At 62.4% G+C, this 26,941-nt stretch carries 27 protein-coding genes and 2 tRNA genes; 9 read left to right on the top strand and 20 right to left on the bottom strand.

Annotated features, from left to right (window positions below):
• Window positions 1–2: 2 nt before the first annotated feature.
• The 5 genes from ACFFP0_RS14750 to ACFFP0_RS14730 all read right to left on the bottom strand — a co-directional run bounded on the left by ACFFP0_RS14750 (window position 3) and on the right by ACFFP0_RS14730 (window position 7,309).
• The gene (locus ACFFP0_RS14750) at window positions 3–2,363 is read right to left on the bottom strand and encodes a SpoIIE family protein phosphatase (RefSeq protein WP_377261986.1); all 2,361 of its coding nucleotides are present in this window, start codon (window positions 2,361–2,363) and stop codon (window positions 3–5) included.
• A complete protein-coding gene (locus ACFFP0_RS14745) occupies window positions 2,360–3,538 on the bottom strand; it encodes a methyltransferase domain-containing protein (RefSeq protein WP_377261984.1) in 1,179 nt (392 codons plus the stop codon). Before ACFFP0_RS14745 ends, ACFFP0_RS14750 begins: the two co-directional genes overlap by 4 nt.
• The gene (locus ACFFP0_RS14740; RefSeq protein ID WP_377261982.1) at window positions 3,535–4,053 is read right to left on the bottom strand and encodes a ubiquinone biosynthesis methyltransferase UbiE; all 519 of its coding nucleotides are present in this window, start codon (window positions 4,051–4,053) and stop codon (window positions 3,535–3,537) included. Before ACFFP0_RS14740 ends, ACFFP0_RS14745 begins: the two co-directional genes overlap by 4 nt.
• A 59-nt stretch (window positions 4,054–4,112) precedes the next feature.
• A complete protein-coding gene (locus tag ACFFP0_RS14735) occupies window positions 4,113–5,834 on the bottom strand; it encodes a putative bifunctional diguanylate cyclase/phosphodiesterase (RefSeq protein ID WP_377261980.1) in 1,722 nt (573 codons plus the stop codon).
• A 326-nt stretch (window positions 5,835–6,160) separates the two neighbouring features.
• Complete coding sequence (locus ACFFP0_RS14730; RefSeq protein WP_377261978.1) at window positions 6,161–7,309, bottom strand: helix-turn-helix transcriptional regulator; 1,149 nt, start codon at window positions 7,307–7,309, stop codon at window positions 6,161–6,163.
• A 356-nt stretch (window positions 7,310–7,665) separates the two neighbouring features.
• Between ACFFP0_RS14730 and ACFFP0_RS14725 the strand changes: the two genes are divergently transcribed.
• Genes ACFFP0_RS14725 through ACFFP0_RS14705 form a run of 5 tightly spaced genes read left to right on the top strand, consistent with a single transcriptional unit; the run spans window position 7,666 to window position 13,096 of the window.
• A complete protein-coding gene (locus ACFFP0_RS14725; RefSeq protein WP_377261976.1) occupies window positions 7,666–8,715 on the top strand; it encodes a UDP-glucuronic acid decarboxylase family protein in 1,050 nt (349 codons plus the stop codon).
• Window positions 8,715–9,701, top strand: a complete 987-nt coding sequence (gene galE / locus ACFFP0_RS14720) for a UDP-glucose 4-epimerase GalE (RefSeq protein WP_377261974.1) — start codon at window positions 8,715–8,717, stop codon at window positions 9,699–9,701. Before ACFFP0_RS14725 ends, galE (ACFFP0_RS14720) begins: the two co-directional genes overlap by 1 nt.
• Window positions 9,698–11,608 carry a glycosyltransferase family 2 protein gene (locus tag ACFFP0_RS14715; RefSeq protein ID WP_377261972.1) on the top strand — a complete coding sequence of 637 codons (1,911 nt, stop codon included), beginning with the start codon at window positions 9,698–9,700 and terminating at the stop codon, window positions 11,606–11,608. The genes galE (ACFFP0_RS14720) and ACFFP0_RS14715 overlap by 4 nt, the downstream gene beginning before the upstream one ends.
• 19 nt (window positions 11,609–11,627) lie before the next feature.
• Window positions 11,628–12,569: a glycoside hydrolase family 26 protein gene (locus ACFFP0_RS14710; protein WP_377261970.1), complete on the top strand. Its 942-nt coding sequence runs from the start codon at window positions 11,628–11,630 to the stop codon at window positions 12,567–12,569.
• Between the two features lie 17 nt (window positions 12,570–12,586).
• Window positions 12,587–13,096, top strand: coding sequence for a DUF995 domain-containing protein (locus tag ACFFP0_RS14705; RefSeq protein ID WP_377261968.1), 510 nt, complete (start codon window positions 12,587–12,589; stop codon window positions 13,094–13,096).
• A gap of 85 nt (window positions 13,097–13,181) precedes the next feature.
• Here the strand turns inward: ACFFP0_RS14705 and ACFFP0_RS14700 are convergent, their stop codons facing one another.
• The 12 genes from ACFFP0_RS14700 to ACFFP0_RS14645 form a co-directional block, all read right to left on the bottom strand.
• Entirely contained in the window at window positions 13,182–13,367 is a 186-nt protein-coding gene (locus ACFFP0_RS14700; protein WP_377261966.1) for a hypothetical protein, read from the bottom strand.
• 234 nt (window positions 13,368–13,601) lie between these two features.
• Window positions 13,602–13,677 (bottom strand) — tRNA-Phe (locus ACFFP0_RS14695).
• A gap of 395 nt (window positions 13,678–14,072) precedes the next feature.
• Window positions 14,073–14,288 carry a DNA gyrase inhibitor YacG gene (yacG, locus tag ACFFP0_RS14690; protein ID WP_377261964.1) on the bottom strand — a complete coding sequence of 72 codons (216 nt, stop codon included), beginning with the start codon at window positions 14,286–14,288 and terminating at the stop codon, window positions 14,073–14,075.
• A 78-nt stretch (window positions 14,289–14,366) separates the two neighbouring features.
• Window positions 14,367–14,987 carry a Maf-like protein gene (locus tag ACFFP0_RS14685; protein ID WP_377261961.1) on the bottom strand — a complete coding sequence of 207 codons (621 nt, stop codon included), beginning with the start codon at window positions 14,985–14,987 and terminating at the stop codon, window positions 14,367–14,369.
• 27 nt (window positions 14,988–15,014) lie between these two features.
• On the bottom strand, window positions 15,015–15,233 hold the full coding sequence (gene infA, locus ACFFP0_RS14680; protein WP_004435948.1) for a translation initiation factor IF-1: 219 nt from the start codon (window positions 15,231–15,233) through the stop codon (window positions 15,015–15,017).
• A gap of 130 nt (window positions 15,234–15,363) precedes the next feature.
• Window positions 15,364–15,843 carry an arsenate-mycothiol transferase ArsC gene (locus ACFFP0_RS14675; RefSeq protein WP_377261958.1) on the bottom strand — a complete coding sequence of 160 codons (480 nt, stop codon included), beginning with the start codon at window positions 15,841–15,843 and terminating at the stop codon, window positions 15,364–15,366.
• Window positions 15,844–15,845: 2 nt separating this feature from the next.
• Window positions 15,846–16,319 (bottom strand): UPF0262 family protein, encoded by a 474-nt coding sequence (locus tag ACFFP0_RS14670; protein ID WP_377261956.1) that lies wholly within the window; start codon window positions 16,317–16,319, stop codon window positions 15,846–15,848.
• Window positions 16,320–16,322: 3 nt separating this feature from the next.
• A complete protein-coding gene (gene hisD / locus ACFFP0_RS14665) occupies window positions 16,323–17,636 on the bottom strand; it encodes a histidinol dehydrogenase (RefSeq protein ID WP_377261954.1) in 1,314 nt (437 codons plus the stop codon).
• A gap of 70 nt (window positions 17,637–17,706) precedes the next feature.
• Window positions 17,707–18,138 (bottom strand): DUF2948 family protein, encoded by a 432-nt coding sequence (locus ACFFP0_RS14660; protein ID WP_377262342.1) that lies wholly within the window; start codon window positions 18,136–18,138, stop codon window positions 17,707–17,709.
• Between the two features lie 91 nt (window positions 18,139–18,229).
• Complete coding sequence (locus ACFFP0_RS14655; RefSeq protein ID WP_377261951.1) at window positions 18,230–19,072, bottom strand: oxidoreductase; 843 nt, start codon at window positions 19,070–19,072, stop codon at window positions 18,230–18,232.
• A 138-nt stretch (window positions 19,073–19,210) separates the two neighbouring features.
• Window positions 19,211–20,503 carry a UDP-N-acetylglucosamine 1-carboxyvinyltransferase gene (gene murA / locus ACFFP0_RS14650; RefSeq protein ID WP_377261949.1) on the bottom strand — a complete coding sequence of 431 codons (1,293 nt, stop codon included), beginning with the start codon at window positions 20,501–20,503 and terminating at the stop codon, window positions 19,211–19,213.
• A gap of 100 nt (window positions 20,504–20,603) precedes the next feature.
• Complete coding sequence (locus ACFFP0_RS14645; protein ID WP_377261947.1) at window positions 20,604–20,834, bottom strand: hypothetical protein; 231 nt, start codon at window positions 20,832–20,834, stop codon at window positions 20,604–20,606.
• Window positions 20,835–20,988: 154 nt separating this feature from the next.
• On the opposite strand from ACFFP0_RS14645, the gene ACFFP0_RS14640 reads away from it, so the two are divergent.
• The 3 genes from ACFFP0_RS14640 (at window position 20,989) to ACFFP0_RS14630 (ending at window position 23,301) form a co-directional block, all read left to right on the top strand.
• A tRNA-Thr gene (locus ACFFP0_RS14640) sits at window positions 20,989–21,063 on the top strand.
• 172 nt (window positions 21,064–21,235) lie between these two features.
• Window positions 21,236–22,636: a sensor histidine kinase gene (locus tag ACFFP0_RS14635; RefSeq protein ID WP_377261944.1), complete on the top strand. Its 1,401-nt coding sequence runs from the start codon at window positions 21,236–21,238 to the stop codon at window positions 22,634–22,636.
• Window positions 22,633–23,301, top strand: a complete 669-nt coding sequence (locus tag ACFFP0_RS14630) for a LuxR C-terminal-related transcriptional regulator (RefSeq protein WP_377261942.1) — start codon at window positions 22,633–22,635, stop codon at window positions 23,299–23,301. Before ACFFP0_RS14635 ends, ACFFP0_RS14630 begins: the two co-directional genes overlap by 4 nt.
• On the opposite strand, the gene ACFFP0_RS14625 is transcribed toward ACFFP0_RS14630, so the two are convergent.
• The gene (locus ACFFP0_RS14625; protein ID WP_377261940.1) at window positions 23,281–23,976 is read right to left on the bottom strand and encodes a hypothetical protein; all 696 of its coding nucleotides are present in this window, start codon (window positions 23,974–23,976) and stop codon (window positions 23,281–23,283) included. The two genes, ACFFP0_RS14630 and ACFFP0_RS14625, sit on opposite strands and share 21 nt — an antisense overlap.
• Before the next feature lie 569 nt (window positions 23,977–24,545).
• On the opposite strand from ACFFP0_RS14625, the gene ACFFP0_RS14620 reads away from it, so the two are divergent.
• Window positions 24,546–24,944 (top strand): DUF1236 domain-containing protein, encoded by a 399-nt coding sequence (locus ACFFP0_RS14620; RefSeq protein WP_377261938.1) that lies wholly within the window; start codon window positions 24,546–24,548, stop codon window positions 24,942–24,944.
• Between the two features lie 78 nt (window positions 24,945–25,022).
• Here the strand turns inward: ACFFP0_RS14620 and ACFFP0_RS14615 are convergent, their stop codons facing one another.
• Complete coding sequence (locus ACFFP0_RS14615; RefSeq protein WP_377261936.1) at window positions 25,023–25,793, bottom strand: polysaccharide deacetylase family protein; 771 nt, start codon at window positions 25,791–25,793, stop codon at window positions 25,023–25,025.
• Window positions 25,794–25,903: 110 nt separating this feature from the next.
• Entirely contained in the window at window positions 25,904–26,938 is a 1,035-nt protein-coding gene (gene galE, locus ACFFP0_RS14610; RefSeq protein WP_377261933.1) for a UDP-glucose 4-epimerase GalE, read from the bottom strand.
• Between the last annotated feature and the right edge of the window lie 3 nt (window positions 26,939–26,941).

Below are 26,941 nucleotides of genomic sequence, written 5' to 3'. Positions count from 1 at the left end.
GCTCACCTGTGCCTCATGACCACGAGCGTGATGTCGTCATGGATCTTCTGCGTGCCGATATGGGCCATCAGGTCCTCGATAATCCCGGTTTTGACATCCTCGGCGCTCAGGCCGTACCGTTGGCCGGCACTTTCGCACAGCCGCTCGATGCCGAAGAGCTCGCCGTTGCGGTTCTCGGCCTCGGTCACGCCGTCAGTGTGGAGAATGATCATGTCGTCGCGATCGAATGAGACTTCGCGCGTTGCCACGAACGAAGAAATATCCGGCTCCAGCCCGATCGGCAGGCCAAGATCGAGCGTGTCGATCCGCTCCACCTCTCCGAATTTGCGGACGACGATCAGTTCCTCGTGCTGGCCCGAAAGCGTGAGGCGCCTGCCGTCATAATCCAGGAAGGCGAGGGAAAGGTGCTTGTTGGTGCTGGTCCTGACGAGGTTCTTGTAGATGGCGCGGTTCACCCTGTTCAGGAACTGCGAGGGCTCCATTTCGCCGGCTTCCTGCAAGGCCCGCGCGATCGACTGGACCATCAGCATCAGGACGCCGCTTTCCAGACCGTGTCCGGTGACGTCGCCGATGCCGATCTTCAGCCTCGTCCCGTCCCTCAGGACATCGTAATAATCGCCCCCGACCTCGTCGGCGGGCCGCATGTAGGCCGCGATCTCCAGGTCCGAAATCTCTTCCAGCTCGCCGGCCTTGGGAAGGACCATCATCTGAATGCGGCGCGCGACGGCAAGCTCCGCGCCAAGGCGCAGGTTTTCGCTGCGCAGCTTCTGGTTCAGGGCAGAGATTTGCAGGTTCGCATCCTCGATCTCCTTCGTCCTGTCCTCGACAAGCTGTTCGAGATTTTCCGTATGGAAACTGATCTGCTCCGCCATGCGATTGAAGGCTATTCCCGCCTCCCCGACCTCGTCGTGCGTCGGGATGTCGACCCTGACGGAATAATCCTTGGCCTGAATGCGCTGGGCGGCATCGGCAAGCGAGCTGATGCCCCTGGTTATGCGCTTGGAAATGGCAAAGACCGCGCCGATGACGAAGCACAGGGATACGAGAAGCGCCAGAATCTGGTAGATCAGAATCCGGTTCGTCGCCTGTGAAATTCCGGCCTGGGCGGCAAACAGGGAAGCATAGATCTCCCGTTCCGGCACAACGATGCCGAGCAGCATGGCCTCCCGCCGCACAGGTCCCGAAATCCACAGGTTCGTCGGCTGCAACTGTTTCAGGACGACGAGATAAGGAACCTTCTCTCCATTTTCATCGAGGAGGATATGCCGCAACAACCCGTCTTCCCCCAGCGGTAGTTGCGCGATCTCCGGTTGCAGGCTTCTTCTCAGCGAACGGTTGAGGCCGGTCACGCCCTCGCCGCCCTGATTGCTCGACGCCTGGAGGCCGATGATCTTTTCGCCGGTCGGATTGATGGCGACGACGTTGCCGTCCGACATGGCCAGGAACCCGAAACCGTTATCGGCGACTTTGACGTTCTCGACGATTTCGGCCAACTGGTCGAGGGTGATATCCGTTCCGGCGGCGCCTGCGACCTTCGTACGGTCGCGGGACCAGAGCGGCTGGAAGAAACTCACGATGAGCTTGCCGGTGATTGCATCGGTATAGGGCGCTGTTTGCGTGACGTCGTTGTTGACCGGGCGACGCTCCGGATACCGGCCCCATTCCTCCCACGACTCGTAAAGGCCGGGAAAAAAGAAGGTCCAGAACTCCGCACTGTTGTGCCCGGGATAGAGCTTGTCGAAGGTCTGCGCCTGATCCGTATAGGGAGCCGTCCTGAAGATCGGGCGCTCCTTCGGGCCGATATAGTACATCTGCAGCTTCGACAGGCCGTCCGACAGGAGACTGGGCGCAACGAGGTCGAGGACCGTACTGTTCTCGATATCCTTCTGCACGTCGGACAATGGCAGGTGATCGGGCCCCAGAAGATATCCCCAGACGCTGACGACCGAGGGCGGCCCGGGCAGGTTCTGGGCCCATCCTCCCTTCGCGTCGTAGACGACATCGACGGCGCTCGGGGAACCGCGGGCCATCGCCTCGCCGATCTGCGTTTCCCTCAAGGGGCGGTCGATCTGCGCCTGAAGGACGCCGGCCAGTGTGCCCACATCGGAATGGACCTGGTTCAGCAGCAGATTGACGTGCTCGGCCGTGGTTTCCGCGTAGGAGCGAATGTAACCCTGATTGGCCTGTTCCAGGCCCTGGCCGACTTCGGCGGTCGCATCGCGGGAAAGCCGCTGCACATTCCAGAGCGCCAGACCTCCGGTGACCAGCAGGTCGAAAAGCACCGCGCTTCCGACGACGAGAACGAATTTCGCGCGGAACGAGTTCAGGCCAAAACGGGCGATCTGTTGACCGGGGGTGCTCATGGCGGCTTGCGTCCGGACGCCGCCCAGATCGGCCAGCCGGCATAGCCCCTGGGATGAAGGGCCGCAAAGACGTGATCCTGGAAGCCCTGGCGGAAACGCTCGATGAATTCAGGAGGATCACCACGTTTCACGGCCATTTCTCCGGCATAGACGTTTTCCCAGGCGGCGATGATGTCGGCGAAGTCCTGCGGGTCCCCGTCGAGGTTGGTGACCATGAACGACTCGAGGAGGATATCGTCAAAGCCGGCATCGGCAAGATACCGGCGGCTCTTCGGGCCAAGTTCCACGTCCATCTCGAAGTGGCTGAACAGTTTGGCGACTTCGTTATAGGTCCACTGAATGCTTTGCGACCGGGGTTCTCCCAGGCAGTGCGAGTTCTTCTCGTTGGTTATATACACCCGTCCGCCCGGTTTGCAGATTCGATAAAGCTCCTTCAGAAGCACGTTCGGGCGATTGAATATCTGCAGCGAATGGCGGCAGGTCACGAAGTCGAACTGGTTGTCCTCAAGCAGCATTTCAGATGCGTCGCCATAGGTATATTCGATATCGGCAATGCCGAAGCGGGTCGCCGTTTCGCGCGCATAGGCGAGACTTGCCTTCGAATGATCGAGCGCCACGATCCGCGTCGGCTGAAACTCCCTTTTGACGAACATGGCGAAATCGCCGATGCCGCAGCAGATATCGGCCATCACGATCCCCGGACGCATGCCATGACGGGGAAGGATCTTGCGTTCGTGACGCCAGGTCATCTTGGTCTGCGTGCGCAGGATCGGAATGAAGCTCGTATCCTCGACGAAGCTCTGGCCGGGATAGAACTTGGAATCGTAGACTTCCACGGTCACCTGCGGTTCGATCGTGTTCAGATGCGCGAACATCCGTTCGGTCCAGCCGACGACGCTTGACGTCACCACCACGAAACGAAGATCGGACCTCGCCCGGCAAGCGTCGAGGATAACGCGCGCGAAGGCCTGAAAGGCGATGTTGTTCATCTGAACGAGACGTTTCACATTGATGTAGAGAACCCCTCGCACATCGTCGATCGCCGTCCTGAGCATGGAAATGCTTGCCGCGATCTCGTCCACCGAGCGCGGCCGGATCACGCCGGCCAGGGAGAATTCCTGGCTGTTGACGTCGAACTCCGCATTGAACGGTGCTGAAAAGACGGTTGTGTTCAACTTATCGTTCCTTCAAGCGGAAGATCGACGACGAAGGTTATCGAGTCCGGCGTGCAGCTTTCGAGGCGAACGTCGGCGTCGAAGTTGATGGCCAGATCGAGGAGAACGACTTCCCTGTCCGGCGCGAGTTCGGTCGAAATGGCGCCGAGATAGCGGGCGACAGCATCTTCCCCGTGGGTCTTCGACACCGCCTCGCGATAGAACTCCTCCTGCCCGGGCAGACAGGTGAAGCTGAGCTTCAATCGCTCCGTCGAGTCGAGCCGGTAGGCGGTGCAATATATCCGGCCCTCGGGCGCGCCTCCCCGGAACGACACTTCCAGAAGCTCATTGAGGGCAAACGAGAAGAAATTCGAGTGCCTGATCGGGTCCGTGCGGTTGTGGCTGATCATCCGCGCCACGAAGGTGGACAGTTGATCGCAGTGCTGCCAATCGGACAGAAATGTCCTCATGTCCATCTCGAACTGAAGCAGAGGCTCGAAGGCTGCCTTCACCGGCTCCTCGCTGACCGCTCCCATGCCGCTTCCTCCTTCCCGTAGCTCCAGGACATTCGAAAACTGTCCGGACGATTTGACGCTCACATGCGGTAGGGATGCAAAGGCCGCGTTCGCCTCGGCGCCGGGAACCCTTTCGGCGGAACGGTCGTCGAGAATTCGGCCAGGAACGCGCCGATTTTCTCCGCGGGCATCGAGTCGCTCAGGAAATACCCCTGCAGCCGGTCACATGCCGCCTTGTTGAGCCAGGCGGCCTGCCCGGCGGTCTCCACGCCCTCGGCGGTGACGTTCATTCCCAGTCCGTGCGCCAGAGCGATGATCGACTTGACGATCGTCTGGCTTTTCTTGTCGCCTTCCAGATCCTTGATGAAATACTGGTCGATCTTGATCGTATCGAAAGGAAAATTCTTCAGGTAGCTGAGAGACGAATAGTACGTCCCGAAATCATCCAGCGATATCTGGACACCCAGCATCTTCAGCGTGTTAAGCGTATCGAGATTGTTGATCGTCCGCTCCAGGAGCACGGATTCGGTGATTTCCAGCTCCAGCCGGTCGGCGCGAATGCCGACGAGGTCCAGGGTCTGGGCGATGCGATCCGTCAGACCTGCGTGCAGGAACTCCGCGGGGGAGAGGTTGACCGCAACGGTAAAATGGGACGGCCAGGACATCGCGGCTCGGCAGGCCTGTTCGAGGGTCCATTGGCCGATTTCGCTCATCAGGCCATCCGCCTCGGCCATGGGAATGAATACGCCGGGCGGGATGATGCCCACCAGCGGATGACGCCATCGCAGAAGCGCCTCGAAGCCGGCGATGGAAAAAGGGGGCCTCAGAAGCGGTTGGTATTCGAGGAAGAACTGGCCTTCCCGAAGGGCGGTCCGCAAGCTGCGGCGCAGCGTCTCCCGCTGCTCCAGATCCATGAGCATGGAGCGGGTAAACGTCCTTGCCCTGCGGCGTCCATCTTTCTTTGCCGCATACAGGGCGATGTCCGCGGCCTTCATCAGCTGCTCGAACTCGTTCCCGTCCGCCGGGGCGACCGCAATTCCGACGCTTGCCCCGACAAAGACATTGATGCCGTCGACGGTGAACGGTTCCTTGAAAAGGCCGACGAGCGCTTCGGCGAGCCGTTCCGCCTCCTTGGGCTGGTCGGCCCCGCGTTGAATGACCGCGAACTCGTCACCGGCCAGCCGGTAAGCGAATTCGTGCTCTCCGAGCACGCTTCTTATTCGTTCCGCAGCCATCTTGAGAACGGTGTCGCCGGCGCCGTGGCCCAAGGTGTCGTTGACCGGCTTGAAGTCGTCGAGATCGATTTGCATGAGGGCGAGCTTGCCCCCGTTGGATGCCAGGGCACTGCGCAGCTGGTCGCTGAATTGCCGCCGGTTCGGCAATCCGGTCAAGACGTCGTGGGTCGCCTGATGAAGAAGGAGCGCGCGGTCGTTTTCGGTCTGACTATAGGTCCCCTGGAAACTGGAGCTGCTCTCCGCCTCGGCAATGCCGATGCCGCGAGGGCTGCGGAAAATAACGAGGGTGCGTCGATCTTCCGTCTTCGAGTTTACGATCCCGACGGTTCGGGGCACTCCGCTTGCGAGCACGAATTCGACCGCGGACTTCGTCGCGGGAGCCAGCAGTTCGGGATAGACGTGCCAGAGGGTCGCATCGACCAGCGAGTCGACCGCATAGGTCTGCCGGTGGCGCGCCGAGCATTCGGTGAGATGGAAACTTTCGTCATAAAGAGAGACAAGCTCGTCAGTATCGGCGAACAGATGGTTTTCTATAGAGATAGGTACTGTCGCATCGGCGTCCGGCATCCTTCAATCCCCTTCCGTTGCGTCCGTTTAAAAGACACCCATTAATCCATCTGCGACTGCTTGACTTTGATATACTTCAATTTTGGCCGCCAATCCGTCCTTAACCAAGAAGTATCGCAAGATGTGCCGCGGTCAATGCCGCGTGCGCAGCAATAATAGCGCCTCCTAAAATAAAGATGTTCGGACCATACAGGAGATCAAAAGCGCACAGACTTGCGGCGTTGCGCGCCGCGGCCGGCCCGGCGAGCTTCTATGCCGTCACCCGAGGGAGCGCCGGCGGTGGAAGCAACCCGCAGCTATCGGGAAGAGCCCGACGATCCTCGCTCTCATTGGAAATGCACCAGCCAATCGCCGATGGTCGTCCCCTGATGCTGTGTCGGGGGAGCGGGCGGGCTCGCCACGCGTTCCGCTCCCACCGCCCTTCGGATCTCACGAGGGCTGGCTCCGAACTCATGGCTGAAGGCGCGCGTGAAATTGGCGGCGACATCGAAACCCGCAGCCTCCGCAATCTCCGAGATCGGCCTGTTGTTGGCCGGATCGCTCAGGTCCGCATACGCATGCAGCAACCGGCGTTTGCGAATGTAATTGAGAACGCCGCCGCTCGATTCAAAGAGCTGATAGAGCCGCGTGCGCGAAATGCCCAGCGCGCGGCACATGGCGTCCGGCGTCAAATTGTCCGAGTGGAGGTTGAGGTGAATGTAGCGGTGGGCACGCTCCATCATTCCCATGTTGGTCTGGGTCTGTCCCGCATCCGGCCTTGCCGAAGACGCCACGCACGCAACGGCCATGTCGCCGATCGTGCGCACGATCCTCGGCACTTCCTCGGCCGTCAGGTTGCCCAGATTCGCTTCCATGCCGTCGATGTAGCTGACGAGCAGATCCGCCAGGCTGCCGGAAAGGATCGTATTGTTGGCGGCTTCGAGAAGGCCCGCATTGTCGGCAAGCAGCTCATACGGCAGAAAGAGCAGAACGGCAGCGGAATCGGTCATCCGGCCGCGATAGGGATAGCCGAGCGACCTGAAGAACAGTTCTCCCGGGCCGATTTCCGTCACATGGCGGTCGGCCTCGGTCCAGGCCCGGCCGCTGCGAAACAGTCCGACGTTCCAATGGTCGATCGAGCTGGACCGCAGCATCGCCTGGTCGCAGATGTAGCCATGCCCCTGCACGCGCTGTTGAACGACGAGCATATGGCCGAGATGCCAGCCGATCTGCTCGGCCAGGAAGCCGTCATCCGGGGATTTGCCATCCGGCAGGTGGACATCGACAAGGGGGGCCATGTGCCTGCGCCAGGCCTGGAACTGTTCCACCGGCGGCAATTCGTGCGTCGAAAAATGCAAGGGCGCCAGCGCAGGGCCTGTATTCGGACGGGCTTCTTTCGGCGTGGCCGGCTCACGGGGCCAGCGCCGCCGCTCCAGGTGTGCGGGCCACGGAGGTTCTTCAGTCGGGCCATTCCCCGATCCGGTCTCCTTGGTCATCCCGCTCCTCCAGCACGTCGACCTATCCGATCCGGCGAAATTATGTGCAAACGCCGGTCATATAGGCAATCGTCCCTGCGGAATTTCATCCTCAGATAGATCGAAATCGAGAACTCACATCCGTAAGTTATTATCTCCACTCCTTTCCAAGCAGAAATGTACGGAGCGATAACTTTCAGGATGCGATGATAACGACAATTGCGACTTATGTTTGTATCTAAATAGAAATTGGTTAACTCCAGCGAAAGACCGGAGAAAACCCAATACTCACTCAGTACGAAACGCCCAAAACGGTGCTTTCAAGAGTGACCAGATTCATTCCCGAGGAAAAATCGAACAAAAAATGGGAGGTAGTCGTGAACTATCTGGGCAATATTCGTGCGAATTCTTCAAGGAAAACCACATATAAAGGAAGTTATTCACTATACAACAACCAGCCGAAGAGGCGAATTCTTGTTGCGGGGGGTGCAGGCTTTCTGGGATCTCATCTCTGCGAAGCTCTTCTCAATGCAGGCCACCAGGTCATCTGTCTCGATAATTTCTCAACGGGCTTGCAGCGCAATATCGCCCATCTGAGGCGGCTGGAAACCTTCACCACCATCGCCCACGACATCGTGCAGCCGTTCGATCTGCAAATCGACGAAATCTACAACCTCGCCTGCCCGGCATCGCCTCCGCACTATCAGTCCGATCCGGTCCACACCACGAAGACCTGCGTGCTGGGTTCGCTCAACCTGCTGGAACTGGCCACCCGCACCGGCGCCCGCATTCTCCAGGCATCCACGTCGGAAGTCTATGGCGACCCGAATGTCCACCCCCAGGTCGAAAGCTACTGGGGCAACGTCAATCCGTTTGGTCCGCGCTCCTGCTACGACGAAGGCAAGCGCTGCGCGGAAACCTTGTTCTTCGACTTTCACAAGAAGCACAATGTCGAGACGAAAGTCGTCCGTATCTTCAATACATACGGCCCTCGAATGCGCCCCGACGACGGCCGCGTGGTGTCGAATTTCATCGTCCAGGCCCTGAAGGGAGAGGACATCACGATATACGGCGACGGCTCTCAGACCCGGTCGTTCTGCTTCGTCGATGACCTCATCGACGGCTTCATCCGCATGATGGCCTCGCCGTCGTCGCTGACGGGGCCGGTCAATCTCGGCAATCCCGGAGAGTTCACGATCGGGGAACTGGCGGAAAAAGTGATCGGGCTCACCGGTTCGCGGTCGAAGATCATCCATCGCCCGCTGCCCGTAGACGATCCCCGCCAGCGCCGCCCGGACATCTCTCTCGCCATGCAGGAACTCGGCTGGCGCCCGAAAGTGAATCTGGCCAGCGGCCTGCTGCAAACGATCGGGTATTTCGATCATCTCCTTGCCCAGTCGACACGCGAACTTGAGGAGCTCACCTGATGGTCGCGCCGCGAATCCTGGTCACCGGCGGTGCCGGCTACATCGGTAGCCACACCGCCAAACTTCTCCGCGCGGAGGGGATCGAGCCGATCGTCTACGACAACCTCACGACGGGGAACCTGTCGTCGGTGCGTTGGGGGCCTTTCGTCGAAGGCGACATCCTCGACACGCAATGCCTGATCGAAACCATCGAGAAATACGTGCCGGATGCCGTCATTCATTTCGCCGCATCGGCCTATGTCGGGGAATCGGTCCAGAATCCGGCCAGATACTACAACAACAATGTCTGCGGCGCGCTGTCGCTCGTCGACGCCTGCCGGCAGACGGGGCTCCGCAACTTCATCTTCTCGTCGAGTTGCGCCGTCTACGGCGTGCCTTCCACGCTGCCGATCGACGAAGCCACGCCGAAGATGCCGATCAATCCCTACGGTAAGACGAAACTGATCGGCGAACACATCCTCGCCGACTATGCCGCCGCCTTCGGCATGCGGTACGTCGCACTGCGTTACTTCAACGCCTGCGGCGCCGACCCCGAGGGCGAACTCGGCGAGTGGCATGTTCCGGAAACCCACCTGATCCCCCGGGCGCTCCTGGCCGCCGCAGGCAGAATTCCATACCTGGAGATATTCGGCGAGGACTACGACACGCCGGACGGAACCTGCATAAGGGACTATATCCACGTCTCCGACCTCGCCCGCGCCCATGTGCTGGCCTTCCGGCACCTCGCCGAGGGCGGGGAGAACCTCGCCTTCAACCTCGGCACCGGCCACGGTTTTTCCATCAGGGAGGTCCTGCGAACGGTCGAGGAGGTCACCGGTTGCGCAGTTCCCGTCCTGATGCGCCCGCGCCGGCCGGGCGACCCGCCCAGCCTCTATGCGGATGCCGGCAAGGCGCATCAGGTCCTCTGCTTCCAGCCTCGACATTCCGACCTGAAGACCATCGTCCGGACCGCCGCCCCCTTCTTCGGACTGGAGGTGCGCTCGTGACCGACCTTGCGACCACGAAACCGACGGATAACCCGGGCAACTCCCACGGGCCGCTTCTCGTGCCGGTCCTGACCGGATACCGCCGGGCCGAATATCTTGCCTCGGCCGGCGTGTGGGCCATTGCGCTCGTCTATTTCTGGATCTGGTGGCTGGAGCCGCGCCATCACATCGACGCGTTCGGCTCCATCACCGTGAGCCTGATCCTCGCCTGGATCACCCTCCTGCCTGCTTATTTCATCATCGTCTTCTACCGGGCCGCCAGGCCGGACGGACCCCTTCGCCTGCCGGAAGGCAGCCGCGTGGCGATGGTCGTGACCAAGGCGCCGTCGGAGCCCTTCCCCGTCGTCAGGGAGACGCTGGAGGCGATGCTTGCGCAGGACGTCCCGCACGACACCTGGCTTGCCGACGAGGACCCGTCCGCCGAAACCCTCGGCTGGTGCAAGAGACATGGCGTTTTCGTCTCCACCCGAAAGGGACGCCTCGACTACCACAGGACCTCGTGGCCCCGCCGGACCCGCTGCAAGGAAGGCAACCTCGCCTTCTTCTACGATCATTATGGCTACGTCCGCTACGATTTCGTGGCGCAGCTCGACGCGGATCACGTTCCCGAAGCCGGCTATCTTTTCCAGATGCTGCGTCCGTTCGCCGATCCGCAAGTGGGTTATGTTTCAGCGCCCAGCATTTGCGACAAGAACGCTTCGGAAAGCTGGTCGGCGCGGGGAAGGCTCCATGCCGAGGCCAGCATGCACGGCTCACTGCAAGCCGGCTACAACGGCGGGCTGGCGCCGCTGTGCATAGGATCGCATTATGCCGTTCGCACGGCGGCGCTTCGGAAAATCGGCGGTCTCGGCCCGGAACTGGCGGAAGATCATTCCACGACATTGATGATGAATGCCGCCGGCTGGCGCGGCGTGCACGCCCTCGACGCGATCGCCCATGGCGACGGGCCCAGCACCTTCAGCGATCTGGTGACGCAGGAATTCCAGTGGTCGCGGAGCCTCGTTATGCTGCTGCTGCGGTACTCGCCCCGCCTTGTCGGCCGGCTGCCGCTCAGGCTCAAGTTCCAGTTCCTCTTTTCGCAGCTCTGGTATCCGCTTTTCGCATTCTTCATGCTGCTGATGTTCGCCATGCCGATCATCGCACTGGTCCGCGACCGGAATTTCGCGACTGTCACATATCTCGATTTCCTGGCGCATTTCGCGCCGCTTTCGACCATTCTCATCCTGATGGCCTATCGCTGGCGGGCGAGCGGTTCGTTCCGCCCCTGCGATGCGAAGGTCCTGAGCTGGGAGTGCATGCTGTTTCTCTTCGCCCGCTGGCCCTGGGCGGTCGCCGGCACCCTGGCGGCGGTCTACGACTGGAGCACGGGCTCGTTCGTCGATTTCAGGGTCACGCCCAAAGGCCGGTCCGAAGTCGATCCCCTGCCGCTGCGCGTTCTGGCGCCCTATGCGCTGCTTGCGATCGCAGCCGTACTGCCCGCCCTGTCCCTCGATCATGTCGGGGCGCCGAAGGGGTTCTACCTTTTCACGATCCTGAACGCGGCGATCTATTGCCTGCTGCTGCTGGTCATCGTCATCCGGCATTCCCTGGAAAACACGATGGCCGCAGCACCCCGTTTCTACCGCCCGGTCATGGCAACCGCGCTCCTGGCGCTCGTCACGCTTCCCGGCATTGCGACGAGCCTGCACGGAAAGGACGGGCTTCAGGCAATCGCCTGGGGAAGCGGACGCCTGCAACTGTTCGAAGAGCGTTATGCGGTCGCCGGGGCGGGCAAGGGCGGAGCCGCACTGCGCGTGATCGTCTTCAAGCCACGATGGATTGCCGTTCCGGCGGAACCAGAACTGAGAACGGATGCCGCTCACCCGGATCGGCGGCAACCAAGCCTGGAGGAGGTGCACAATGTATAGCGCATCAAGAATAATAGCCTTGTCCTTGACCAGCCTGCTGCTGTCGGGAGCCATGCTCGCGGCAACCAGCCAGCGCGGTTTTCCCGGCGCGCAGTCGCTCGCAATGAACGCACCGACGGCCGCCCCGACATCGATAAAGAGACCGATCGTGACCGCCGGGTCGACCACCTTCGGCGCCTACGACCCGCATGGCGATTTCGGCGAACCGTCGAGTTCCAAGATCGAGCACCTCTTCCTGCCGTGGGAAGACGTCGATCTCTCCACGCTGACGCTTGCCGACACCTATGCCCGGGCGCGCGGCCGGACGCTGCTGATTTCGGTCGAGCCCTGGTCCTGGTCGCCCGCCTGGCGCCTGACCTCGCAGGAATTGCTGCACAACATCCTGGACGGTTCGCGCGACGCGAACATGGCCTCCGTCTGCTCGGCCGCCGCCACGCTGAAAAGCCCCGTCATCATCCGCTGGGCGCAGGAAATGGACGAAACGGACAACCAGTTCTCCTGGTCGCACTGGCAGGGCAAGGATTACGTCGAAGCCTATCGGCGCATGGTGCAGGTCTGCCGAACCCATCTGAAGAACGCCAGGTTCATGTGGTCGCCCAAGGGCAACAACGGGCTCGAAGCTTTCTATCCGGGTGACGATGTGGTCGACATCGTCGGCCTCTCGGTCTTCGGCCTGCAGAAATACGACCGGGACATGACCGGCCGCGACCAGACGTTCTCCGAGCGCCTGGCTCCCGGATATGCGCGCGTCGCGCGCTACGGCAAGCCGATCATGGTCGCCGAACTCGGTTACGAGGGCGACGATTCATACGTGCGGAACTGGGCGGAAAACGTCACCAGGCCCTATCCGGAATTCCCGGCCCTGACCGCCGTCATCTACTTCAACGACCGCGAGGTCTACCCCTGGCCGAACGGCTACGGCCGGCCTGACTGGCGGGTTGTCCGCGAAACCACCAATTGACTGGAAGGAGCTGTAATATGTCGAAAATTCAAGGAATGCTTCTGGCTGTTGCCTTGGCTGGCGGCCTCGCCACCGCGGCATCCGCCGCCGGACCGACCGCCCCCGTCAACGTGGACGCGGCCAAACCTCTGACCAATGCGGAAATCCAAAAGCTCTACAGCCAGAATTCCTGGATCTGGAAAAGCGGCGCGGGCTATTTTTCCCCGCGGGAGCAACGCTTCACCGCATGGTCGAGGGAAAACGGCGCCGCCTCCTACGGGATCGGCCGGTGGTTCATCACCGAACCGGGCAAACTCTGCTTCAACGCCGACTGGCACGCCAAGACCGGTTCATCCAACGCAATCACGTGCTTCAGCCACCGCAGGGATGGAAACGTCATCTACCAGAAGCGTGAACCCGATGGCGAGTGGTACGTCTTCCGGAACCAGCCGATGGCGGCAACCGACGAGTTCGCCAAGCTTCGGCATGGCGACTATGTCGGCCCCCGGCTGACGAAAATCCAGGCCACCGTCGGCAAGGCCAAGTGAGGGAACCGACACGAGGCGTTGCGCAATGCCAGTCGGCGCCAGCACCAATCCCCCATCGGACGGTCCTGACGCCGACGCGCGCTTCCTATCGCAGGAAGCAGCGCGACGTGCTTCCGAAACCGCTCGGCGTGCAGATATAGGGAGCACGGCCGAGATAGTTCGTCTGGATGATCTTCCCCTCGCTCTGGGCAACGACTTCCTGCCCACGTTCGACAGGCGCGCTCGTCGGTACGGAATATGCCGCCTGTTTGACCGGCAATGACGCTACCACGCTTTGCTCCGGCACAAACGAGCATCCCGAAATAACGGCTACCAGCAGCATTGGAAAAGTATAACGCGCGGTTCTATTCCGCAGCATTGCGGGCATGTATCGCGATTGCGACGTCACGGATGGCTCCCCGATTTCGTTGACAGAAGGATATATGTTACCCGAGAGCCCTTAAATTACCGTATCCTAAAAAACAACAATCCACGGAGATTTTGTGCGGTCCGACTGGGCGGGGGATGGTGCCCGGAGGCGGATTTGAACCACCGACACGCGGATTTTCAATCCGCTGCTCTACCAACTGAGCTATCCGGGCATCGAGGCTTCAACAGCCTTCCGGCTGAAGCCGGCGGGGGTATCTCCCCCGGAAGCGAGCGGGGTTATAACATCTTGTTCGGCCATGTCCAGCACCAGAACCCACTTTTTTGACAGGTTTGCGAAAATCGCGATTTCCGTAACAAAAACAGGAGCGCGCGGCCGGCTTCGATCGTCCTGTCGTACCGATGCCGCCGCCCGATCGCAGGTGGTTCACGTCCAGGCGGCAAGGAGATAGGGAAAACGTCGCGCCGGGGCGGCCCGCGCAAGGAAGCCGTGCTCACGCCACAAGGAAGCGACCGGACGTACGCACGCGGTGCGCTTGCGGCACCGCAAGGGCAAGCCGAGCACCTTGTTCGCTGAGCAGTTCCGCGAGGCAGCGACGGCGTCGGCCGGTCAGTCGCGCTCCTCGTGGCGGTCTGCCTTGGTCTCGTCCTCCGCGACGGGAATGGCGTAGGAACCATTCAGCCACCGCGACAGGTCGCGCGTGCGGCAACGGTCGGAACAGAAGGGATAGTGTTCGCGCGAGGACGGCTTGCCGCATTCCGGGCAAGGCCTCGTTTTCCTGAGCGGCTCGACCTTGCCGCCGGTCTTGATCGGTTCGGATGCCATGGTATCGAAGCACTCCTGTTTCGCGGTGGTGCGGCTACCGGCGGAGACCCGTGGTCAAAAGCACATGTCCGTAGGCTTTCAGGCTTCCGGCCATGCCGCCGCCACGTCGTATCCCTCGCCCGTCAGCAGCGCCGCCACTTCGTAAAGCGGCAGGCCGACGACATTCGTGTAGGAACCGACGAGTTTCTGCACGAAGGAGCCGGCAATGCCCTGGATCGCGTAGGCGCCCGCCTTGCCGCGCCACTCGCCCGACGCGATATAGTTCTCGATCTCGCGCGTGGAAAGCCGCTTGAAGCGAACCTTGGTCTGCACGACCTTCTGGCGGAACTGGCCTCCCGGGGTCACCAGGCAGATGCCGGTATAGACCCAGTGCCCCCGGCCCGAGAGCAGGTGCAGGGCGGAGGCGGCCTCTTCCGTATATTCGGTTTTTTCAAGAATACGGCGACCGACCGCCACCACGGTATCGGCGGAGAGGATGTAGCTGTGCCGCCAGCCCGGGTCACCGTTCACGGCCGCATGGGCCGCCTCGGCCTTCTCCGTAGACAATCTGCGCGCAAGCGAACGCGGATGCTCGGATTTCTTCGGCGTCTCGTCGATATCCATGGGCATCAGCCGCGAAGGCTTGATGCCGGCCTGATTGAGAAGGTCGAGACGGCGCGGAGAACCGGAGGCCAATATCAGCTTTTGTTCCAGCGCCATGGGGACCCTGCCGCGAAAGGAGAACAATTACTTGAAGCGGTAGGTGATGCGGCCCTTGGTCAGGTCGTAGGGCGTCATTTCGACGAGCACCTTGTCGCCGGCAAGGACACGGATGCGATTCTTGCGCATGCGGCCGGCAGTATGGGCAATGATCTCGTGTTCGTTTTCAAGCTTCACGCGGAACGTCGCGTTGGGCAGGAGCTCGGTCACGACGCCCGGAAATTCAAGGACTTCTTCTTTAGCCATCTATGGGTTTTCTTCCTGTGTTTTGATCAAAGGCGGGAGAAGCCGTTTTCGCCCGCCCGGAAATGTGCGCGGAAACTACACAATCATGTCTGCTTTGTGAACCTCGCTCGAAAGCGATTCTCAATGTCTTTCAGGCCGTCTCCGCCGGATGCCTGCTGATGCGTGAAAGCCGCTCCTCGATCAGGCGCCACAAATGGTCGCGCACGTCGCGATAGGCATCCAGCATCTGATCTCGCGTACCGGTCGCCGCGGTCGGGTCCAGCGTCGGCCAGTAGACAACATCGATCGCGTTGGCACGGGTGAGTTCCAGCGCGGTATGATGAGCCTCGGGCGTCAGCGTGACGATCAGGTCGAAGAAATCGTCCTCGAGCTCCTCCAGCGTTCGCGGCTGGTGCCGGCCGATCGACAGGCCGACCTCTTCCAGGACCACATCCACGAAAGGATCACGTTCGCCGGAGCGCACACCCGCCGACTGGATATAGATATCGGGCGGGAGAAGCCGTTTTGCAATGGCTTCGGCCATCGGCGAGCGAATGGCATTCCAGCCGCACAGGAAAAGGATGGCGCCCGGCCGTTTCCTTCGTGTCTCGGGCGGGGAGGCGCTCTCCATGTTCAGCCGCGCCAATAGAGTACGCAGACAAGGGTAAAAAGGCGCCGCGCCGTATCGAAATCGACCTGTATCTTGCCCTTCAGCCGGTCCATCAATGTCTGCGAGCCTTCGTTGTGGATACCGCGGCGGCCCATGTCGATCGCTTCGATGCGGCTCGGCGTGGATGAACGGATAGCCTCGTAATAGCTTTCGCAGATCATGAAGTAATCCTTGATGATCCGGCGGAAGGGCGTCAGCGAAAGGATATGGGTGGCGACGTCCTCTCCCCTGTCCGTGGTGATGCCGAGCACCAGCTTGGAATCGACCAGCGAGAGCCTGAGCCTGTACGGGCCTCCGGCGTGACCGACCGGCTCGAAGGAATTCTCCTCCACGAGATCGAAAATGGCGACCGCCCGCTCATGCTCCACGTCGGGCGTCGAGCGTCCGATCGAGTCGTCCAGAACGACATCCGAGAGCCGGAAGTCCCCTCGTCCCATCCGTCAGTCCTCATCGTTGAGCGGGCTGGCGTTCAAACGGATCGCGACGGAACGGGCATGGGCATCGAGCCCTTCGGAATGCGCAAGCGTGATCGCGGCCGGCGCAAGCTGACGGAGCTGATCCGGGCCGAGGCGCAGGATCGAGGTCCGCTTGACGAAATCGAGCACCGAAAGGCCCGATGAAAAGCGTGCGGAACGCGCCGTCGGCAACACGTGGTTCGAGCCGCCGACATAATCACCGATCACTTCCGGCGTGTGGCGGCCGATGAAGATGGCGCCGGCATTGCGGATGCCCGGCATCAGCGCATCGGGGTCGGCGACGGCGAGTTCCAGGTGCTCGGCGGCGATGCGGTTTGCGAGCGGCAACGCCGCCCTGAGGTCCTTCACCAGAACGACCGCGCCGAAATCCCGCCAGCTCGCCGCGGCGGTTTCCGACCGCGAGAGCGTTTTCAACTGGCGTTCGACGGCGGCTTCCACCGCCTTGCCAAGTCCGGCATCGTCCGTGACGAGAATGGACTGGGCGCCTGCATCGTGCTCGGCCTGGGCGAGCAGGTCGGCCGCCAGCCAGTTGGGATCGTTCTCCTTGTCGGCGATCACGAGAACCTCCGAGGGACCGGCGATCATATCGATGCCGACCGTGCCGAAGACCTGCCGTTTTGCCGCCGCCACATACGCATTGCCGGGGCCGACGATCTTGGCGACGGGCGCGATCGTCTCGGTGCCGTAGGCGAGCGCGGCCACCGCCTGGGCGCCGCCCACCCGGTAGATTTCGGTCACGCCCGCAATATGCGCCGCGGCCAGTACCGCCGGATTGATCCGGCCGCCGCTTGCCGGCACGACCATGACGAGACGCGGCACGCCGGCGACCCTGGCCGGCACGGCGTTCATCAGGACGGAGCTCGGATAGCTCGCCGTGCCACCCGGCACGTAGAGGCCGACCGCCTCGATCGCCGTCCAGCGGGAACCGAGGCCGACGCCGATCGCGTCCTCGTAGATATCGTCCTTTGGCATCTGCCGGGCGTGATGCTTCTCGATGCGCTGGGCGGCAAGCTTCAATGCGTCGAGGACCTTGGGATCGGTCTCCGCGACAGCCGCCTCGATATCCGCCTCGCTCACGCGAATGCCGGTCCTGGTGAGATCTACGCCGTCGAAACGGGAGGAATAGTCGATCAGCGCGGCATCGCCCCGGGCGCGCACGTCATCGATGATGGCGCGCACCACGGCGTTCACATCTTCCGAAACCTCACGCTTGGTCGAGAGAAAAGCGGAAAACTTCGCCTCGAAATCCTGCGATGCCTGCTCCAGCCAGATTGCCAAGCGGATATTCCTTCCAGCTCAGGGTCCTGCCTCCCGGGGTCGGGACCTCAGATGACGATATCGGTCCCGGTCAGGGATGGCGGGGCCTCGATGCCGTTTCCCACGCGCCGCCGATATCCGCAAGAGCAACTTCAATGCATTCGACATCCAGCGCAATCGTGGCGGCGCCGGAAAGTACCAGTTCCACGGTCCCCTCCGGGCCATCGCCCTTTTGCAGGAAGGTGATCGCAAGTAGCGAGAGCACGTCGTCCTTCCTGGCGCGGTCGATTCCGGTCGAGCGCACGGCCTCGACCCGTTTCAGGACCAGGGCGGACCGGTGCCGCTCGAAGCCCTTGCGTTTCCCGCCGGCCTTTTCCCACACGAAACGGTTGGCGGAGAGGGAAAAGTTCCTTTCCGACGGCGACCAGCGGACATCGCCCACCTTGAACACGGCATCCTGCATATGGGCAGAAATGACGCCTAGATCATCCTTGTCGAGGGCAAGCAGCTTCAGCTCGGTCATCACTTTCAACTATCCATCCGGAGGTGCGTTCTTGACGCAGATATTCGTCGTCTGGAGATAGGATGCAAAAGCTGAAGAAGCAACTCTCGGCTCAGCTCGGAAAATCGGCGGAGAGGCTGATTTCCTCCCAAAGTTCTATCTGCGCCAGCCGTTCCTTCAGCTTCTTCGTGACGTTCTGATAGGCGAAGGCTCCCAGGACGAGATGGCGGGGCGCCTCTTCCGCTTCCGTCGCGGCAATCATCGCCTCGCCTGCCCGCACCGGATCGCCCGGCTGCCTGCCGCTGTATCCGGACGTGGCGGCCATGCGTGCGCCGGCTGTTTCGGCATAGTCGGCGATCCTGCCCGGGGTCTGCTTCAGGGAGCGGCCGGCCCAGTCGGTGCGGAAGGGGCCTGGCTCGACGCAGGTGACCTTGATGCCGAGCGGCCCCGCTTCAAGGCTCAGCGCATCGGAAAAACCTTCGACGGCGTGTTTGGTGGCCGCGTAATATCCGGAGCCCGGAAGCCCCATGAACCCGGCCAGCGACGTGATGTTGATGATATGGCCCTTGCGGCGCGAACGCATGCCCGGCAGCACGGCGCGGGTCATGGCGAAAAGACCGAAGACATTGGCGTCGAACATGGCGCGGATCTCATCCTCCTCGCCTTCCTCGATCGCCGCCTGATAACCGTAGCCGGCATTGTTCACCAGCACGTCGATGCGGCCGAACTTTTCCTCGGCCGCCCTGACGGCCTTGCCGGTCTGGTCCATGTCGGTCACGTCCAGGTCGAGCGCCAGCGCATTGTCCCTGCCATCGGTGAGATCGGCGACGCGGCTCTTGTCGCGGGCCGTCACCACGGTCGGCCAGCCACGATCGAGGGTAAGTTTGGCGAGTTCCCGGCCAAAGCCGGTCGAGCAGCCTGTTATGAACCATACGGAAAACGAAACTTCAGCCATGGGAAATCTCCACAAGAAGCCGGACCAGGAAAATGAGGCGGGGAAGAAAGCGGGATGCTTCTCACATAGGAATGCAAAAAAGGACGGCAAGGGAGCGCCCTGGCCGTCCTTCATCAAAAATTCTGATCCGTCTGTCGGTCAGCCGCTGACGCGTTCGACCACGGCGCCGCAGCGGGTGAGCTTCTCCTCAAGCCGCTCGAAACCGCGGTCGAGATGATAGATGCGGTTGACGGTGGTCTCGCCTTCGGCCGCGAGGCCGGCGATGACGAGCGACACCGAAGCGCGCAGGTCGGTCGCCATGACCGGCGCACCCTTCAAGCGCGGAACGCCTTCGACACGGGCCGTCTGGCCGGACAGCGAAATCTTCGCGCCGAGGCGGGCAAGTTCCTGCACATGCATGAAACGGTTTTCAAAGATCGTCTCGGTGATGTTGGAAATGCCCGAGGAACGGGTCATCAGCGCCATGAACTGCGCCTGCAGATCGGTCGGGAAGCCCGGAAAGGGTTCCGTCATGACGTCGACGGGCTGAATGCCGTTGCCGTTGCGGACGACGCGCAGGCCTGTTTCGGTCTCGGTGATGTTGGCGCCGGCCATACGCAGCGTATCCAGCGCGTTTTCGAGGAGTTCGGCATTGGTGCCTTCGAGAATCACGTCGCCGCCGGTCATGGCGACGGCCATGGCGTAGGTGCCGGTCTCGATACGGTCCGGCAGGACGCGATGACGCGCGCCCGAAAGCGACGTCACGCCCTCGACGGTTATGGTCCTGGTGCCGGCGCCGGAAATCCTGGCGCCCATGGCGTTGAGGCATTTCGCCAGATCGACGATCTCGGGCTCGCGGGCGGCGTTCTCGATCACCGTCGTGCCCTTGGCGAGCGTCGCCGCCATCATCATCACATGGGTCGCGCCCACCGAAACCTTCGGGAAGACATAACGGGCGCCGACAAGGCCGCCCTTGGGCGCCGTGACATTGACGTAGCCGCCGTCGATCTCGATCTCGGCCCCGAGCGCCTGCAGCGCTTCGAGGAAGAGGTCGACAGGCCGCGTGCCGATGGCGCAGCCGCCCGGCAGCGAGACGCGGGCCTTGCCTTCGCGGGCGACGAGCGGACCGATGACCCAGAAGCTGGCGCGCATCTTGGAGACCAGTTCGTAGGGGGCCGTCGTGTCGACGATGGTGCGGCAGGTGAAATGGATGGTCCGGGAATAACCGTCCTCCTGGCGCTCCCGGCGGCCGTTGACGGCGATATCGACGCCGTGATTGCCGAGGATACGCATCAGGAGCTCGACGTCGGCGAGGTGCGGCACGTTTTCGAGCGTCAGCGTATCGCTCGTCAGGAGGGACGCGATCATCAGCGGGAGAGCCGCGTTCTTCGCCCCGGAAATCGGAATGCTGCCCCTCAGCTCATTGCCGCCTGAAATTCTAATGCGATCCATAAGTTCTCACTTTTCCTTGCTGGCGCGAATGTTCAGTCCTTCGACGAAATCCGCCGCCGCTTCCTTGGGTTATCCAGATAGCCTGTCCGCGAAAAATAGATCAGGATGATTCGTCCGTTTTTGCGGCAGGCAATCCATCCGTCGAATCAGCCTCGCCGGCCCGGCGGGCACGCGCCTGCGATTTGCGACGCATCAGATTTTCGCGAAGCTTCGCCGCGGCGCGCGCCTTGCGCTCCGCTTCGCGTGCCGCCGCTGCCTTTCGCGCACGGTCGCCACGGGTTTCGCCCGTGTCTCCAGGGCGCGAATCGTGCAATTCCTCATCACCTTCCATGGTTTTCCATAACCAAAAAACCGTTCCGGCGAAAGGGAAAGCGCTGTTTTCCCCGATACCGGCGAAAGAACTTGGAATTTGCAGCTTGCGCTCCCGGTGAAGCTATGGCAATAGGCCCCTCGCCGACGACGCGGCAACCCCGCGCCGACCGAACGCTGCTATAGCTCAGGGGTAGAGCACTCCCTTGGTAAGGGAGAGGCCGAGAGTTCAAATCTCTCTAGCAGCACCATCTTTTCCTCGATGATGCGCCTTTAGAGGTCGCCAGTCCGGCTCCTCTTCGCCTGTTGCCTCATTGATGCCACGAGGGGAAATATTCTCCTGTTGCGATGCAACGAGTTGCCCCTTCATGCGTTCCCGGGCATTCGGCTCGTATTCTGCGGGCCTTCCGGAACGACCATTTCATGCGGCTTGGCGGAATCTTCGATCGCTGGAACAATCAATCGCTTGCCCGGCAGTTCCTGATCGCCGGCGGGCTGGTGTCGCTTGCGGCCGCGCTGCTGGTGGGCGCCTATGTGACAAGGCTCATCGAAGCCACCGTCACCCGCAATTCCGCCGCGTCGACGGCGCTCTACGTCGACAGCATCATTGCGCCGCTGCTTCCCGACATGAAGACCAGCAGGACGCTGGACGACGTCACGACCCGGGCGCTCGACGAAACCTTCGGCCAGGGCGCGCTCGGCGGCAAGGTCATCTCCTTCCGGCTCTGGCGGCTGGACGGGACCGTTCTCTACGCCACCGACAAGGGCATGGTCGGCAAGCGCCTGGCGCCGGACGAGGATCTCAGGACGGCATTTTCGGGCCAGATGGTGGCGCGGTTCGGGCCTCCCGACGATCCCGAAAGCGAGATCGAGAAGGCGGCGGACAAGCCGCTCCTCGAAATCTATAATCCCATTCTTCAGCCCTGGTCCGGAGAGGTGGTCGCGGTTTCGGAATTCTACGAGATCGCGGACGATTTCCAGCAGAGCCTCCATCAGGCGCAGTTCAGAAGCTGGCTTGCGGTTGCCGGCGTCACGCTTGCCTTCTTCCTGCTCCTGTCGGCGATCGTCTTCCGCGGCAGCCGGATCATCGACAGCCAGCGGCAAACGCTGACCCAGCGCGTCACCGAACTCTCCGACCTGCTGTCGCAGAACAGGGCGCTCCACGCGCGGGCCCAGCGCGCCTCGCGGCGCGCCACCGCGCTCAACGAAAGCTATCTGCGCCGGCTGGGGGCCGACCTGCACGACGGCCCGGCGCAACTTGTGGCCTATGCCGCGCTGCGCGTGGACAGCAGGCTGCTGACCGACCCCGCCACGCCGCCCACCGCGCGGGAAAAGGAGGTCTCCACGATCAAGGCCAGGCTCGACGAGGCCATGAATGAGATCCGCAGCATTTGCAGCGGTCTCGTCCTGCCGCAGATCGAGACTGCCGAACTTCCGGACGTCCTGAGGCGTGCGGTCGACGCCCATCGCCAGCGCGCGGGGCTCGATGTCGTCCTGTCGATGTCCAACAGCGTCCAGCCGCTCTCGCCCTCCGCGAAGATCTGCATCTACCGGTTCGTCCAGGAGGCCCTCAACAACGGTTTCCGGCATGGCGGCGGCATCGCCCAGGGCGTCAGGCAGACGTTCGAAAACGGCAATGTCGTCATCGAGGTCGCCGACCGCGGGCCGGGCTTCGATCCGGATTCCGTGCGTCCGGAAGGGCTTGGGCTTGCGGGGCTCAGGGAGCGGATCGAAAGCCTTGGCGGCACCTTCGGCATCTTCACATCCCCAAACGGAACCACGGTCAGGATGTCCCTGAACGTGCAGGAAATGGAGCAGGCATGATGACAACAATCAAGATCGCCGTCGTGGATGATCACCCCTTGTTCCGGGAGGGCGTCACGCGCAGCTTCGGCGAGATCGAGGATTTCGAAATGGTCGGCGAAGGCGGGTCGCGGGACGATGCGATACGCATCGTCCGGGACCTGTGCCCCGATGTGATGCTGATGGACATCTCCATGCCCGGAAACGGCCTCGAAGCGATAGGCGAAACGCTGGAATATTGCCCGGATCTCAAGATCGTCATGCTGACCGTTTCGGAAGCGAGCGACGACATCGCCAACGCGCTCAGGCTCGGCGCCAAGGGTTATGTCCTCAAGGGCATAGGATCGCGGGGACTTGCCGACGTGGTGCGGACCGTCGCGGCCGGGGAGAGCTACGTATCGCCGGCTCTCTCGGCCCGGCTGATCGCGGGCCTTTCGGCACCTTCCGAGACTGCGGAAAAGCCCGATCCGATGGCCGAACTCACCGACCGCGAACAGGAGGTCCTGAGCCTCGTCGCATCGGGCCTCAGCAACAAACGCGTGGCACGGGAACTCGACCTTCACGAAAAAACGGTCAAGCACCACATGACCCGCATCTTCTCCAAGCTGAAAGTCTCCAACCGGACGGAAGCCGCGCTCGCGCTTCGCGACGCTGCCGACCAGAGGTCAACGGTCGAACGAACGTAATCTCGAATTGTCGGAAGGCGTGGCCTTCCGATTGACGATGGTGCGCGAGCGCGAGTCGCGCATCTCGTATCGCCCCTGGGAGATTTTCTCCGTCGCACCGTTGCCGTGGCGCACGGTGATCGAACTTCCGCGGACGTCGACCTCGACATCCGGATCGGTTGCGGCGGCGGGCTGATCAGGGGAAGACGGGTTGCCCGGACCGGTCTGTGCAGGGGAGACGGCTTCGCCAGGAGACGGCTTGCCGGCATCCGCGCCGACCGTCGTGGTGGGAGCGGAGCTGCCTTGCGCCTTGTCACCGCTCTCCGGCCCGGCCGGGCTTGAACTCGCAGCCGCGGTGCCCTTGCTCCCCGCACCCGCACCGGTTCCGCCGGCATCATCCGCTGCGGATTTCTCGCTGCTGCCGGCACCGTTACCGCTGTTGCCGCCGCTTCCGCTGCTGCCGGGACCGGCGCCGGTTCCATTTCCGCTATTGCCGGCGCCGCTATTTCCGCTATCGCGACCACTTCCGCTGTTACTTCCGCTGCGGCCGCCGCCGCCCTTGCTGCTCTGGGCGACAGCCGACGACGAGGACAGATGGAGCCTGCCGTCCGCATCGACAGCCAGCTTGAAAGGCATCGCGGTTGCGAGAACCAGGGCGAGCGCAGCTCTCAGAACGAACATTCCAGATGTAGACATGTCTGGCTCCCGGCGCCGGCTCCCGTGGCCGCCGCATCCTCCGTCTACAGGGAAACTGGACATCTCCCGGATGGTTCCGTTCCCCGGCCAAAAGGCCCGCCGGCCGCCATGGCAACCGGCGGGCAGGTTCTGCGCTGAAAGGGGCCGATGATCGCGCAGGAATCCGGCTTCCGCAGCTCGGTCCGGCCACGGCATTTCCATTGGCGGCGACGGAAAGACAGGTCCTGACCGCGCGGGATCAAATGCCGCCACCCATGACGGAAGCCCGTCAAAAATGCTTCAGGATCAATTGCATCCTACGTCCGGAGTTCCATGATTTCAGCCCCCCTGGACCTTTGCTCGCCACGCTCGGACCAAAGGCCCAAACGGCGGTGGGCCTGAAGTCGGGCCTCCTGCCCGACTGAAGCCCGAATACGGGAACGCGCCGCCCCAAGGCGTCGTTGAGCCTGGGCGTTGTGAGAGTGCCGAAGGTCGAGGCGGCCGAAATCCATCACGCAACAGATCCTCTCGACCCGTGAGAAACCGGCAAACCGTTGCCGGCCTCCCGTCACTCCCGAAGGAGAAAGAACATGAACAGCAAGATCCTCATTCTTTCCGCCGCGATGCTGGGCGTTCTGGCCCCCGTCGCATCCGCTCAGCAGGGCACCGTCAACGGTGCGGCCGGCGGCGCCGTCACCGGCGCGATCGTCGGCGGTCCGGTCGGAGCCGCCGTCGGCGGCGTGGTCGGCGCCATTGCCGGCACCGCCATCGATCCGCCGCCGCAGAGGGTTGTCAGCTATGTCGAACAGGCACCGATCCCGGCAGATCCGGTCGTCATCCACGAGCGGATCGCCATCGGCCAGCCCATCCCTCCGTCGGTCATGCTGACGCCGGTTCCGGAGGCTCCGCAATATACCTATGCCATCGTGAACCAGCAGCGGGTCATCGTCGATCCGCAGACCCGCACGGTCGTCCAGATCGTCCGCTGATCCAGCAGGGAGAGCCCGCGAAGGGCTCTTCCTTTTCAACGCCGCGTTCCGGCGCCACGTCGATCCGCAGCCGGCCGGTCACTGCGTCGTGCCGTCGTCCCCTATCCCGTCCACATCCGAAAGCCGGACGAATTCCACACCCTTGCGCTTGAGCGCGACCAGGGCGCGGGCCACGCCCTCGCCCGCCGCATGCGTCGGCTGGTTGATGTGCGCGATCACGACATCGCCGTCCTTCGCGGCAGCGATGCGCCTTTCCGCAGCGGCGGCGCCGAGCAGGGACCCGTCATCGCCATTCACGGAATAACCGGCGATCCGGTATCCCATATCGCGAATCTGGCGTATCGCGGAGGGATCGTATTTGGCGGTCGAGCCGCGGAACCACCGTGGAGCGGCAAACCCAGCAGCCAGCATGGCATCCGCCCCGCCCGCCACCTCCCGGCGCACCGCTTCCGGTGACCCGGCCGTGGCAATGCCGTAGATCAGGGTTGGAGCGTCAACCGCCGGCACATGGTTCTGGCCGTGGTTCTCGATGTCGAAGATATCCAGGTTTTGCAGAAAAACGGCGGTCGCCTGCGGATTCTTCCGGAGCCAGCGGGCCGTCACGAAGATGGTCGCCGGAATCCTTTCCCGGACCAGGGTGGACAGGATGCGCTCATCCGCCTGCCCCATGCAGGCATCGAAGGTCAAAGCCACCCTCGGGCGATTCATGTTGCCCGAGCGCGCGACATGCAGATGCGGCTCGACCAGTCCGGGAGACTGCGCGACCGTCGATTGGACAGGCAATGGGCCTTCTGCGCCGGCAGCGAGGGGCAGAAGCGCAAGAAGAGCGGAAAAAAGAAAGCGTCGCATGGGATACCGGCAGCAGGATGCTCCCATTTATCGCCAAATCCTGAAGAACGCCATGCGACCGAACGGCAGATTCGCAAAAAAGACCGGACGACGCCGGCCTTTTCCGATCATTAGAACCTGACTGCGGCGAGCCTGTGCTGCAGCGATCTGAGATCCTGCGCCTTGCGGGCCGCGAGGTTCCTTTCCCAGGCCATGGCGGTTTCAACAATGAGATCGAGATTGTCGTGGCGGGGCTTCCAGTCGAGCAGCCGGCGGGCCAGGGTCGAATTGGCAACCACACTCGCCGCGTCACCCGGCCGGCGGGGCCCATAGCTGATCTCGAACTTACGCCCACCGACGCGCATCACGGCTTCCAGCACTTCCAGAACCGAATAACCCCGGCCGTAGCCGCAATTGGCGATCAGCGGTTCGCCGCCGCGGCGAAGGTAGCTCAGCGCGTTCAGATGGGCATCCACGAGATCGGAGACGTGGATATAGTCCCGGATGCCGGTTCCGTCCGGGGTCGGATAGTCGGTTCCGTAGATATCGACGCCACGACGCTTGCCGAGTTCGGCTTCGCAGGCGATCTTGATGAGATGTGTCGCACCTTCGGTCGACAGACCGGTCCGGCCTGAAGGATCTGCGCCGGCGACGTTGAAATAGCGAAGCGCCACAAAACGGAAATCGTGTGCGGCGGCCGCGTCGCGGAGCATCATCTCCGACATCAGCTTGGACTGGCCGTAGGGATTCTTCGGATGCAGGGGAGCGCTCTCCAGCACCGGCGTGTCGTCCTTCTGGTCGCCATAGACGGCCGCGGTGGACGAGAAGACGAAATGCCGGATGCCGGCCTCGACGGCCGCCGCCGCAAGCAGGCGCGTGTTGCCGGTATTGTTCTCGTAATAATCCAGCGGATGAGCGACCGACTGCGGCACGACGATCGATCCCGCGAAATGCAGGATGGCGTCGATATCGTTTTCGGCGAAGATCTGCCTCAGGATGGCACGATCGCCGACATCGCCGAGATAGAACCGCGCCTCGGACGGCACCGCCCAGCGAAAGCCGGTCGAAAGCCGATCGAGGACGACCACTTCCTCGCCCGCGTCGAGCAATGCCCAGGCCATATGGCTGCCGATGTAGCCTGCACCGCCCGTGACCAGAACCGCCATGTC

The sequence above is a fragment of the Neorhizobium puerariae genome (assembly GCF_042429745.1).
GTDB classification, from domain to species: Bacteria; Pseudomonadota; Alphaproteobacteria; order Rhizobiales; family Rhizobiaceae; genus Neorhizobium; species Neorhizobium puerariae.
Note: the sequence above shows the minus strand (reverse complement) of the source record. Positions and strands in the feature narration are given on the sequence as shown.